The organism is Xanthomonas sp. WHRI 7064, assembly GCF_040202355.2.
GTDB classification, from domain to species: Bacteria; Pseudomonadota; Gammaproteobacteria; order Xanthomonadales; family Xanthomonadaceae; genus Xanthomonas; species Xanthomonas arboricola.
Window position 1 is genome coordinate 2,574,210 of the sequence record NZ_CP167821.1, and the last position, 12,149, is coordinate 2,586,358.

Annotated in this window: 11 protein-coding genes; 6 read left to right on the forward strand and 5 right to left on the reverse strand. The window is 64.2% G+C overall.

Annotated features, from left to right (window positions below; translation table 11 throughout):
* Positions 1-116: 116 nt before the first annotated feature.
* Both ppsA and ABQY74_RS11115 read left to right on the forward strand, forming a co-directional pair.
* Positions 117-2,495, forward strand: a complete 2,379-nt coding sequence (ppsA, locus tag ABQY74_RS11110; protein WP_349791433.1) for a phosphoenolpyruvate synthase — start codon at positions 117-119, stop codon at positions 2,493-2,495.
* Positions 2,495-3,460 carry a mechanosensitive ion channel domain-containing protein gene (locus ABQY74_RS11115; protein WP_349791435.1) on the forward strand — a complete coding sequence of 322 codons (966 nt, stop codon included), beginning with the start codon at positions 2,495-2,497 and terminating at the stop codon, positions 3,458-3,460. The genes ppsA and ABQY74_RS11115 overlap by 1 nt, the downstream gene beginning before the upstream one ends.
* Before the next feature lie 197 nt (positions 3,461-3,657).
* Here the strand turns inward: ABQY74_RS11115 and orn are convergent, their stop codons facing one another.
* From orn to mntR, 3 genes are all read right to left on the reverse strand, one after another.
* The gene (orn, locus tag ABQY74_RS11120; protein WP_024939185.1) at positions 3,658-4,242 is read right to left on the reverse strand and encodes an oligoribonuclease; all 585 of its coding nucleotides are present in this window, start codon (positions 4,240-4,242) and stop codon (positions 3,658-3,660) included.
* A 70-nt stretch (positions 4,243-4,312) separates the two neighbouring features.
* Positions 4,313-4,822 carry a tRNA adenosine(34) deaminase TadA gene (gene tadA / locus ABQY74_RS11125; RefSeq protein ID WP_372470096.1) on the reverse strand — a complete coding sequence of 170 codons (510 nt, stop codon included), beginning with the start codon at positions 4,820-4,822 and terminating at the stop codon, positions 4,313-4,315.
* Positions 4,823-4,824: 2 nt separating this feature from the next.
* Positions 4,825-5,292, reverse strand: coding sequence for a manganese-binding transcriptional regulator MntR (gene mntR, locus ABQY74_RS11130; RefSeq protein WP_024939187.1), 468 nt, complete (start codon positions 5,290-5,292; stop codon positions 4,825-4,827).
* A 144-nt stretch (positions 5,293-5,436) separates the two neighbouring features.
* On the opposite strand from mntR, the gene ABQY74_RS11135 reads away from it, so the two are divergent.
* From ABQY74_RS11135 to ABQY74_RS11150, 4 genes are all read left to right on the forward strand, one after another.
* A complete protein-coding gene (locus ABQY74_RS11135) occupies positions 5,437-6,783 on the forward strand; it encodes an Nramp family divalent metal transporter (RefSeq protein WP_104573411.1) in 1,347 nt (448 codons plus the stop codon).
* 329 nt (positions 6,784-7,112) lie between these two features.
* Entirely contained in the window at positions 7,113-7,937 is an 825-nt protein-coding gene (locus ABQY74_RS11140) for an alpha/beta hydrolase (RefSeq protein ID WP_349791439.1), read from the forward strand.
* 345 nt (positions 7,938-8,282) lie between these two features.
* A complete protein-coding gene (locus tag ABQY74_RS11145; protein ID WP_102251931.1) occupies positions 8,283-9,410 on the forward strand; it encodes a Cache 3/Cache 2 fusion domain-containing protein in 1,128 nt (375 codons plus the stop codon).
* A gap of 44 nt (positions 9,411-9,454) precedes the next feature.
* On the forward strand, positions 9,455-10,075 hold the full coding sequence (locus ABQY74_RS11150; RefSeq protein WP_349791441.1) for a hypothetical protein: 621 nt from the start codon (positions 9,455-9,457) through the stop codon (positions 10,073-10,075).
* Between the two features lie 837 nt (positions 10,076-10,912).
* Here the strand turns inward: ABQY74_RS11150 and ABQY74_RS11155 are convergent.
* Together ABQY74_RS11155 and ABQY74_RS11160 are read right to left on the reverse strand one after the other, a co-directional pair.
* Positions 10,913-11,569: a nucleotidyl transferase AbiEii/AbiGii toxin family protein gene (locus ABQY74_RS11155; RefSeq protein ID WP_349791443.1), complete on the reverse strand. Its 657-nt coding sequence runs from the start codon at positions 11,567-11,569 to the stop codon at positions 10,913-10,915.
* Complete coding sequence (locus tag ABQY74_RS11160; protein ID WP_102256642.1) at positions 11,566-12,057, reverse strand: helix-turn-helix domain-containing protein; 492 nt, start codon at positions 12,055-12,057, stop codon at positions 11,566-11,568. The genes ABQY74_RS11155 and ABQY74_RS11160 overlap by 4 nt, the downstream gene beginning before the upstream one ends.
* Positions 12,058-12,149 lie beyond the last annotated feature (92 nt).

The window sequence follows — 12,149 nt, forward strand, 5'->3', positions numbered from 1 at the left end:
CAAAACTTACGGGTTCATGCTTGTGCAGATTCCGCTGTGCACTGCATCATAGCGGCTTCTTCCTACGGACGCGGCCATCCAGCCCGCTCGGGCGATGGCCATACGGAGCATCGCGCTTGAACGAGAATATCCTGTGGTTGCATGAGCTACGCCTGGCCGATCTGGCCCGCGTAGGTGGTAAGAATTCCTCGCTCGGCGAGATGATCGGCAACCTGGCCGGGCTTGGCGTTTCGGTTCCCGGTGGATATGCGACCACTGCCGAGGCTTTCAAGGACTTCATCGCGCATAACGATCTGTCCAAGCGCATCTTCGACAAGCTGGCAACGCTGGATGTTGAAGACGTGTCTGCCCTCACCGTTGCCGGCAAGGAAATCCGCGGCTGGGTGATCGATGCTCCGCTGCAGCCGGAACTGGACCGCGATATCCGCACCGCGTACGCACAGCTGTGTGCGGAAAACGGCGGTGGCGAAGTGGCCGTGGCGGTGCGTTCGTCGGCCACTGCCGAAGATCTGCCCGATGCCTCGTTCGCCGGCCAGCAGGAGACCTTCCTCAACGTGACCGGCGCCGACGATGTCGTGCACAAGGTCAAGGAAGTGTTCGCCAGCCTCTATAACGATCGCGCAATCGCCTACCGCGTGCATCATGGCTTCAAGCACGAAGACGTGTTCCTGTCGGCCGGCGTGCAGTTGATGGTGCGCTCGGGCGTCGGTGCGGCTGGCGTGCTGTTCACGCTGGACACCGAATCGGGCTTCCGCGACGTGGTGTTTGTCACCTCCAGCTTCGGTCTAGGCGAGATGGTCGTGCAAGGCGCGGTCAATCCCGACGAGTTCTACGTCTACAAGCCCACGCTGACCGCAGGCAAGCCGGCGATCCTACGCCGCTCGCTCGGCAGCAAGGCGATCCGCATGGTCTACTCGGATGTGCCCGGCGAACGCGTGCGCACCGAAGACACGCCGATGGAACTGCGCAGCACCTTCTCGATCAGCGACGAAGACGTGCAGGAGCTTTCCAAGCAGGCGCTGGTGATCGAAAAGCATTACGGCCGCCCGATGGATATCGAGTGGGCCAAGGACGGCGTCAGCGGCAAGCTGTTCATCGTGCAGGCGCGCCCGGAGACCGTGAAGTCACGCAGCCATGCCACCCAGATCGAGCGTTTCTCGCTGGAAGCCAAGGACGCCAAGATCCTGGTCGAAGGCCGTGCGGTAGGCGCCAAGATCGGCAGCGGCGTGGCACGCGTGGTGCGCTCGCTGGACGACATGAATCGCGTGCAGGCCGGCGACGTATTGATCGCCGACATGACCGATCCCGATTGGGAGCCGGTGATGAAGCGTGCCTCGGCCATCGTCACCAATCGCGGCGGCCGCACCTGCCATGCGGCGATCATCGCGCGCGAACTCGGCGTGCCGGCCGTGGTCGGCTCGGGCAACGCCACCGATGTGATCAGCGACGGTCAGGAAGTGACGGTGAGCTGCGCCGAAGGCGATACCGGCTTCATCTACGACGGCCTGCTGCCGTTCGAGCGCACCACCACCGACCTGGGCAACATGCCGCCTGCCCCGCTCAAGATCATGATGAACGTGGCCAACCCGGAGCGCGCGTTCGACTTCGGCCAGCTGCCCAACGCCGGCATCGGTCTGGCGCGTCTGGAAATGATCATCGCCGCGCATATCGGCATCCATCCCAACGCGCTGCTGGAATACGACAAGCAGGACGCTGACGTCCGCAAGAAGATCGATGCCAAGACCGCTGGCTACGGCGACCCGGTGAGTTTCTACGTCAATCGCTTGGCCGAGGGCATCGCGACGCTGACCGCCTCGGTGGCACCGAACACAGTGATCGTGCGCCTGTCGGACTTCAAGTCCAATGAGTACGCCAACCTGATCGGCGGCTCGCGTTACGAACCGCATGAAGAGAACCCGATGATCGGCTTCCGTGGCGCCAGCCGCTACGTCGATCCGTCCTTCACCAAGGCCTTCTCGCTGGAGTGCAAGGCGGTGCTGAAGGTGCGCAACGAGATGGGCCTGGACAACCTCTGGGTGATGATCCCGTTCGTGCGCACGCTGGAAGAAGGCCGCAAGGTGATCGAGGTGCTGGAGCAGAACGGGCTCAAGCAGGGCGAGAACGGCCTGAAGATCATCATGATGTGCGAGCTGCCGTCCAATGCGCTGCTGGCCGACGAGTTCCTGGATATCTTCGACGGTTTCTCGATCGGCTCCAACGACCTGACCCAGCTGACCCTGGGCCTGGACCGCGACTCGTCGATCGTGGCGCACCTGTTCGACGAGCGGAATCCAGCAGTCAAGAAGCTGCTGTCGATGGCGATCAAATCGGCGCGCGCCAAGGGCAAGTATGTGGGCATCTGCGGCCAGGGGCCGTCCGATCACCCGGAACTGGCCGAGTGGCTGATGCAGGAAGGGATCGAGTCGGTATCGCTGAATCCTGACACCGTGGTGGACACCTGGCTGCGTCTGGCCAAGTTGAAGAGCGAGAGCTAATGGGTATGTTGGGTGCGGTGTTGGCGGCGGCTGCGGGAGCAGTCGCCGCAAGGCCGGTGGCGGCCAGGACGGCGGAGCCGGCGTTCAACTGGGCCAATATCCCGTGGGCGCAATACGCGCTCAACTGGGGGCTGGCCCTGCTGATCGTGGTGGTTGGCATGTGGCTGGCCAAGCAGCTCAGCCAGTGGCTCCACCGTGCGCTGACCCGCGCGCGCATCGAGATCACGCTGACCAATTTCCTGCGCAACGTGCTGTACGCGTTGCTGCTGGTGCTGGTCTTCGTCAGTGCGCTGAGCAAGATCGGCGTGCCGCCGACCTCGCTGATCGCGGTGCTGGGTGCGGCCGGCCTGGCGGTCGGTCTGGCGTTGAAGGACTCGCTGTCCAATATCGCTGCAGGCGTGATGCTGATCGTGCTGCGGCCGATGCGCGATGGCGACCATGTGGTGATTGCCGGCCAGGAAGGCATCGTCGACGAGATCCGGATCTTCCAGACCCGGATCCGCTCGTTCGACGAGCGCATGATCACCCTGCCCAACAGCACCATCACCACCTCGCCCATCGTCAACTACAGCACCCTGCCCAACCGGCGCCTGGAAGTGACCGTGGGCGTGGGCTACGGCGACGATCTGAAGAAAGCCCAGCAGCTGTTGCTGCAGATCGCCAAGGACAACCCCAACATCCTTCAGTCGCCGGCACCGTTCGTGCAGGTCACCAACCTGGGCGAAAGCACGGTGGATCTGATGTTGTTCGCGTATGCGACCAACGGCAATTTCGGCGCGGCCAAGAGCACCACGCTGGAACAGATCCGCAACCAGTTGCTGGAAAACGGGCTCAACATCCCGTATCCGCAGCGCGACCTGCATGTGTATCACCACGATGCCGACGGCAAGCCGATCTCCGACCTACTGCTGAAAGGCATCGCCGACGACGGCGACCTGAGCAAGGGTCCGCCGTTGGCGCGCTGATGCATTCAGTGGCGTGATGGAAAAGCAGAAAGGCCGCATCGAACGATGCGGCCTTTTTGTTGGATGCGCTGCCACTGTGAGGCTTCTGGCCTGCCTGACCGGCAGCAAACGTTGCCGGACGTACGCCTGAGCGTCGTCCGCAACTAGGCGCCCTCAATCAACATGCCAACAGCGTGCAACAACGCCGCGGCCAGCGCTCAGGCCGGTACGTCGGCCTGGGAATCGCCGCCCAGCGCGCCCATGAACTGGCGGTAGTGGCGCAGCTCGTCGATCGAATCACGCACATCGCTCAACGCGGTGTGGGCCGAACTCTTGGCAAAACCATTGGCCACCGTCGGCGCCCAACGCCGTGCCAGCTCCTTGATGGTGGACACGTCCAGGTTGCGGTAGTGGAAGTAGCGCTCCAGGCGCGACATCTGGCGATGCAGAAAGCGGCGGTCCTGGCAGATCGAATTGCCGCACATCGGCGAGGCGCCGGCGCGGATCCACTCGCTCAGGAAGGCTACCGTCTGCGCCTCGGCCTGGGCATGGGTGACCTGGCTGTCGAGCACGCGCTGCCACAGCCCCGAACGGCGGTGCTGATTGCGGTTCCACTCGTCCATGGCTTCAAGCGTGGCCAGCGGGTGGGCGATGGCCAGCTCCGGCCCTTCGGCAAGCACGTTCAACTGCGCATCGGTCACGATGGTGGCGATCTCGATGATGGAATCGCGATCGGTATCCAGGCCGGTCATTTCCAGATCGATCCAGATCAGTCGGTCGTTGCCTGCAAGGGTGTCTGCCATATCGCCGTCCTGTGGAGGGCCGTCGCCGGCCGGATGCTGAAGGGCGCGCATCATACCGCGGCCGCGCCGCTCAGGGCGCGAGGGGCGGCTTGCCGCGCTTGGCCCTGAAGTAATTGGTCAGCCGCAGGCCGGCCTCTGCGGCCAGCACGCCACCGCTGACCTGCACGCGGTGGTTATGGCGCGGGTCGGCGGGCAGATCGAACACGCTGCCGCAGGCGCCGGTCTTGGGGTCGCTGGCGGCGAACACCACCCGCGCGATGCGTGCGTGGATCATCGCCATCGCGCACATCGCGCACGGCTCCAGCGTGACATACAGCGTGCAGCCGATCAGCCGGTGGTTGGCCAGGCGGCGGCCGCCTTCGCGCATGGCCATGATCTCGGCATGCGCGCTGGGATCGTGGCTGGCGATATTGAAGTTCCAGCCCTCGCCCAGCACGGTGCCCCCGGCATCGACCAGCAGCGCGCCGACCGGGATCTCGTCAAAGTCGCGTTCGGCACGCTCGGCCAGTTGCAGGGCGCGTTGCATCCACTGTTGGTCGATCAGCGCCTGCGCCGCATCCACCGACGTTTCCACCGGCATGCTCACGCGGCGCTGCCGCCCTGGCGATCCAGGAAGGCGGCGAACGCGGCCACGGTGGCTTCGCTGACATGGTGCTCGATGCCTTCGGCGTCACGGCGCGCGGTGGCCTCGTCGATGCCCAGGGCAAGCAGGAAACGTTCGACGATCTGATGGCGCTGCCGGCTGGACGCGGCCAGCGCCTCGCCGGCCGGGGTCAGGAACACACCACGATACGGGCGCTGCACCACCCAGCCGTCGCGCACCAGCCGCTTGAGCATCTTGGCCACGGTCGGCTGCGCCACGCCCAGGCGCGCGGCGATATCGACCTGACGCGCCTCGCCACCGTCGACCAGCAGGTCGGAGATCAGCTCCACATAGTCCTCGACCAGCTCGGCGCGGCGCGCTTCGCGCACCTGACGGAAGCTCTCCATATGCACCTGCGCGTCGATCAGCGCCGGCGCGGCTGCTTCCAGCTTTTCGCTCTTGCCCACCCTCATCCCCGTCATCACGTCCGGCGCCAGTGCCGGGATGCGTAGTTTGAAGCACGCAGCCGATCATTACGATTTAAATTGCCAATGCTCAACAGCATAGCAATTGCTATATCATCGGTGTGACTCCCTGCCAGCCTGCGCCGCATGTCCGTCGATCTCCGTCCTCACCCAGCCTCGCCCCTCCCCTTGCCGGCCGCGGCCAATGGCGGGTTGGGCGATCACCACGCCAGCGTCGCCGTACCCAAGGGCGGGCACTGGTGGTTCCGGCTGCTGGCGTTCCTGGGCCCGGGCTACATGGTGTCGGTCGGGTACATGGACCCGGGCAACTGGGCCACCGACCTGGCCGGCGGCTCGCAGTTCGGCTATCTGCTGCTGTCGGTGATCCTGCTGTCCAACCTGATGGCGATCGTGCTGCAGAGCCTATCGGCACGGCTGGGCATCGCGACCGGACTGGACCTGGCGCAGGCCTGCCGGGCGCGCTACCCGCGCGGAGTGAACCTGGCGCTGTGGGGCATCTGCGAACTGGCGATCATCGCCTGCGATCTGGCCGAGGTGATCGGCACCGCCATTGCGTTGAAGCTGTTGTTCGGCATTCCGCTGACCGTGGGCGCCATCATCACCGCGGTGGATGTGGTGCTGGTGTTGTTGCTGATGAACCGCGGTTTCCGCGCGCTGGAAGCGTTCGTGATCGCGCTGCTGTTGATCATTTTCGTCTGCTTCGGCATCCAGATCGCGCTGGCGGCACCGCCGATCGCCGCCGTGCTGGGCGGCTTCATTCCGCGTGCGCAGGTGGTCACCGACCCGCGCGCGCTGTATCTGGCGATCGGCATCATCGGTGCGACGGTGATGCCGCATAACCTGTACCTGCATTCGTCGATCGTGCAGACACGTGCGTATCCGCGTACCGATGCGGGCCGCAAGTCGGCGCTGCGCTGGGCGGTGACCGACAGCACCGTGGCGTTGATGTTCGCGCTGTTCATCAACGCCTCGATCCTGATCCTGGCGGCGGCGGTGTTCCATGCGCAGGGCCGCACCGATGTGCAGGAAATCGAACAGGCCCATGCCCTGCTCGCGCCGATGCTGGGCGTGGGCCTGGCCTCGACGCTGTTTGCAGTGGCGCTGCTGGCCTCCGGCGTCAATTCCACCGTCACCGCCACGCTGGCCGGGCAGATCGTGATGGAAGGCTTCCTGCAACTGCGCTTGCCGCCGTGGCTGCGGCGCCTGCTGACGCGTGGCATCGCCATCGTGCCGGTGGTGATCGTGACCTGGTTGTATGGCGAGGCCGGTACCGCGCGGCTCCTGGTGCTCAGCCAGGTGGTGCTGTCGATGCAGCTGCCGTTTGCGGTGATCCCGCTGGTGCGCTTCGTGTCGGATCGTGAGTTGATGGGCGCGCTGGTGGCACCGCCGTGGCTGGTGCGCATTGCCTGGGTCATTGCGGCGGTGATCGTCGGCTTGAACCTGAAGCTGCTGTGGGATACCGCACTGCAGTGATCCGCCTCGGCGATCTGTCGCAGCCGTCAGCTTGCGGTCGAAGCTGATGGTTGGCGGCGCCTTGCGCGTCCCGTGTGCAGCGACCAGTTCGACGCATGCGCTACTGACCGCATCACGCCAAGCCCGTGATCACGACGTCCGGATTGCATGCCCTCGCCCGCGGCAGCGCCCATGCCTCCGTTCGAGACGCGCCCGGTCGACGCAGCTTTCTCATCTCTGCAACGGCCGCTCTGGCAGCGTTAGCGCTGCAGAGCTTGGCCAGTGCTGTCCCGGCGCTACGCGCCCCTCCCACCACACCGCCCCACCCGACCAACAACGGAGTCAACCCGATGTCCAATTTCGTCACCCGCCCCGACGGCGCCAACATTTTTTACAAGGACTGGGGCAAGGGCCAGCCGGTGGTGTTCTCGCACGGCTGGCCGCTCAGCGCCGATGCCTGGGACGCGCAGATGCTGTTCATGGGCCAACACGGCTTCCGCGTGATCGCGCATGACCGTCGCAGTCATGGCCGCTCGTCGCAGACCTGGGACGGCAACGACATGGACACCTACGCCGACGATCTGGCGGCAGTGATCGAGCAGCTGGATCTGCAGGACGCGATCCTGGTCGGCCATTCCACCGGCGGTGGCGAAGTGGCGCATTACATCGGCCGCCATGGCAGCAAGCGCGTGGCCAAGGTGGTGCTGGTTGGCGCAGTGCCGCCGCAGATGGTCAAGAGCCCGACCAATCCCGGTGGACTGCCGATCAGCGTATTCGACGGCATCCGCGAAGGTATGGCCAAGGACCGTTCGCAGTTCTACCAGGAGTTGACCACGGCGTTCTTCGGCGCCAACCGCGACGGCCACAAGGTCACCCAGGGCATGCGCGATGCGTTCTGGCTGCAGGGCATGCTGGGCGGCCACAAGGGCCAGTACGACTGCATCAAGCAGTTCTCCGAAGTGGACTACACCCCGGACCTGGAGAAGATCGATGTGCCGGCATTGGTGGTGCATGGCGACGACGACCAGATCGTGCCAATCGATGCGTCGGGCAAGCTGTCGGCCAAGATCATCCAGAACGCCGAACTGAAGATCTACCCTGGCGCCCCGCACGGCCTGCCCGTCACCCACGCCGATCAGTTCAACCAGGACCTGTTGGCCTTCGCCAAAGCCTGATCCGGTTCGATTCGCGACACCAAGCCGGCTCGTGAGAGTCGGCTTTTCTATGCGTTTCTCCTTCGCGCCGCCGGCTTCCAGGCGCGCAAAGGCCATCGCGCCGTTTGTCGGCCACGTCCATCGCGCCGCAAGCCTGTGACGTTCTCGACCGTTCTTGAACGCCACGCCACTCGGCGTAACCGCCGCGCTTCCAAAACGATCGGCTTGAGCTATCGTATGCACCGCCAGCGGCGTGGGGGCCGCTTCAGCATCATGCGCAACAGCCGATAACGGCTAGGTCCGACCGCTGCCGGGGGGCTGCGACGGCGTTCGATTCAATCACTAAACGCGTTCAGGGGAATTGCGATGCTTCGTCACTCTTTGCGGGTGCGCCTGCTGTTGCCGGTGCTGGCCTTGGTGCTGGTCGTGGTGGTGGCACTGACGGTCATCCTGGCCATTACCGAAGCGAACCGGGTCAAGTTCGAGACCGGCGACGCGATCGAGCGCCAGTCGGTGTCCTTGCAGACCCTGTTCTCGGTCACCCGCGCGATGATGCTCGATCGCGTCAATTCCTCCATGCGCCAGCTGCGCAAGGAAGCCAACGCACACGGCGCCGCCAGCGTCGGCAACGAAGTGCGCGTGGGCGAGCGCAGCGCCAACGACTTGCTGCTGGGCCAGAAGGCGCAGGCCAACGTCTTCGACATGCTCGACGATGTCACCGCCATCCACGAAGGCACCGCCACGCTGTTCTCGCGTACCGGCGATGACTTCGTGCGCATCTCCACCAACGTCAAGAAGGACGACGGCAGCCGCGCCATCGGCACCGTGCTCGATCCCAACGGCCAGGCCGCCGCCAAGCTGCGCAACGGCGAAAGCTTCTACGGCGTGGTCGACATCCTCGGCAACCCGTACGTCACCGGCTACGAGCCGATCTTCGCCGGCAACGACAAGCGCGTGATCGGTGCCTGGTACGTGGGCTACAAGGCCGACACCCAGGCGCTGGAAAACGTGGTCAGCAGCCGGCGCGTGCTCGACTCCGGCTTCATCGCCGTGTTCGACAGCAAGAACAAGCTGCGCTTCCAGTCCACCACCGGTGCCACCACCGATACCGCCACCATCGAGCGGATCGTCAAGGAAACGCCGGACGACTGGGTCGTCACCAAGCAGGAAGTGCCCGATTGGGGCTTCACCCTGGTGTCGGCATACCCCAAGAGCGACGTCAATGGCGTGATCGTGCGCCAGTCGCTGTGGATCGCCGGCATCGGCCTGCTGGTCTGCGCGCTGTTGCTCGGCCTGCAGTGGGCGTTGATCTGGAGCCGCGTGTTGCGCCCGATCCAGCACCTGACCACCGTGGCCGAAGAGCTGAGCCTGGGCAAGTGGAACCACACCATCGACGAGGTCAACCTCAAGGATGAAATTGGTACCCTGGCGCGCGCCATCTCCCGCCTGTCCAACAGTGTCCGGCTGGCCATGGAGCGGCTCAGCAAACGCTGAGCTGCGCGCCCCCACTCCGTACCAGATGATGCAAGGAAGACGCCATGTCCACTGAATTCCGTCCGCTGATCGAGGTCCTGCGCGAACTCAAGGCGCTGGCACTGAAGAAGGCGTCCGGCTTTCTGTTCATCGTCACCGAGGAGAACCACTCCTGCATCATCCGCCTCAACGCCGGGCAGATCGAAGAGGTGGTGTTCCGCATGCTGCGCAATGATGAGGCGGTGCAACGCCTCACCATGGTCAATGCGGCCAAGGCCCGCTTCCAGGCCGATCCCGGCGCCGGCATGGGCAAGCCCTCGCTGCTGAGCGACGACTCGCGGCAGTGGTTGATGGGCGGTTTCGAACAGGATCTGGGTGGTGCACCGGCTGCGCCGCGGGCAGCGGTTGCAGCGGCTCCGGCACCGGCCGCCGCAACGCCGCTCGCCGCACCGAACGCAGCACCTGCAGGCGCTGGCTCCCCACCCGACGAGCGCGTCCGCGAGGCACTGGAAAAAGTCGCGCTGAATTATCTCGGCCCGATCGCCGGCATGCTCTGCGACGAAGCCTGGGACTCATCGAGCGACATCGAGCAGGTGCTCAACCAGCTCGGCGCCAACCTCTCCACGCCACAGGAAACGCAGAAGTTCATGGCAGATGCGCGCGTGGCGCTGGCCAAGCTGCGCTGACGGGCAACTGCAGTGGATCCAGGATCAAACCGCGCATTGCGCGGTTTTTTTTCGCGCCCACTCGTGCGGAGATAGCGGAATTATCGCTGGCTAATCCGCACTTTTCGCGCTTATGCCATTCAAGAACAAGTCGACGAAATGCCCGATCCGCGATTTCGATGACGGGTCATTCTTCCTGGCATCAAGCGAGAGCAGCTTTGTCGCCGGCCATGAGCTTTTCGTCGACGGTGGTGTCGCTGCGGTTTAGGCCTTGGGCGAAGCGCGTGCGGTGCATGGCGATCACTGCGCGTCGAAGCCGTGCGGATCGTGCAGGCATGACTGCGTCTCTGATCGGAACGCTTCGTCGAGCGCAGGGTATCCCGCTGTGCGGTCTTGTTTGACACAAAGGCTCGATGCAGCCCGCGCTTCTAGAGCGTGGTCCTGTCATCCAGCGACGGCACGAGCGCAGCGAGCATCCCATTATCCGCGAAGGTCGAGCGTACCTGAGTGCAGAACGCCTCACCCTCCCCCGCCAACGGCGGGGCCGGGCGCATGCGCACCCGGACTATTTCACCATCATCGATACCTGCGTCATCTTTTCGACGACTGGCGACAGTCACGAAAACCTGATGTCATTCCCCACTCTGTCATCAACGGGCCTCGTAAACCCCCGTGATTTAAGGGATTTTCAGTAATCGACAAGTCTATACCGTCGCGATCTACCGTCAAAAACACGCGTTTAATGCTGGTGCGGGTTATGGAGCGACCCGCGCGGCGTCGACACTTTCGGGCTTATTGTCGATCACGATGCATCTTAGGGCGCTCCACTACGACCGGGAACGACCACACGCTAAGGGATTACAGTTCGCCCAGGAAGTCCCCGACCACGGCTACGCAATGATCGAAGCTGGGCGTGTAATCCAGCATCGCGATGGCGTTGAACGCGGCGCGCAGGCCGGCATGCGGCGCCTGGATCTGGGACAGAAACGCCTTCCGATGGCGTAGGAGAAACGGCGTCGCCGCCAGAAGCTGCTGAGGCTCGCGCTCGATCACGAGCGCCAGGTCGAAAAGATCACGCGCCGTGACCCGATCGCCACGGTGGTACATCTTCTTGGCAATGATTTCGGCGGCTGTCTCCACCTTCACAGCGCGACCGCCGATATCCCAGGTGTCCCAGGCGTCGTTCAGCAGATTGGGAGCGGCAACGAAGTCGACTTCGCCCTCCTCGAATTGCAGTTTGACGAAGGCGCCTGGCTGCTCAGTGTAGTCCTGCGTCAAGTCCGCCGCCGAGTCGCTCAAACGAGGCGTGACAAAGCCGAGGTACTGCGGATCGGGCACAAAAATGTCGATGTCCTTGCTCAGCCGATGGCGGTAACGGAACATCAGCACGGTTCCACCGCCCAGGGTCCAGAACGGGTCCGTGATGCCGCCGTACTGGCTAATCTCGTCGATCAGCGCCAACGCCCGCGGGAAAAGCTTCTCCCATGGACCGCCGGGCAGTGCCACGGGCTTCATGCCCACAGCGCCCGACGGTGCACGGACAAGGACCCGGCCAGCTTCGCCACGTTGCGCCAGACCTGCCTTGGCGGCAGGTGCGCACGCGAGGCCGCCTCTTCCACGGCCATCACGACGATGGGCACAGGCGCCTCGTCGAGTAAATGTGTCAGGTGAGGGACAAATGGAGCAGGCACTTCGCCACTCGCCAGGGCCTGCTCCAGCGCCTCGGGCGCCAGTTCACGTGCATAGCTGACGCTCACCGTCTTGGCCGCCATCCACAGGCCGCGCTTCTTGCGCCTCGCTTGCGTATCGAGCTTGGGACTGTCCAAGCCCAGTACCGCCGTCACCTGCCCCACACGGTTGACGCCAAGATCGCTCAGCGTGCCATTTTCCAGGCCGACCAGGGTCTGGCGAGACAGTCCGCTCAAGTGTGCCAACTGCGCCTGGGACAGGCCCAGCTCAGTGCGCCGGGTCCGTACGGTATGGCCGATGTCGATGAGGTTCATGGCAGGCGCGATAGTTAGGTTAAATGTCTAATATTTTTTACATAATATACCCACTTATCACCACCTGCAAGAAGGCAGATTTGGCAAGCCGT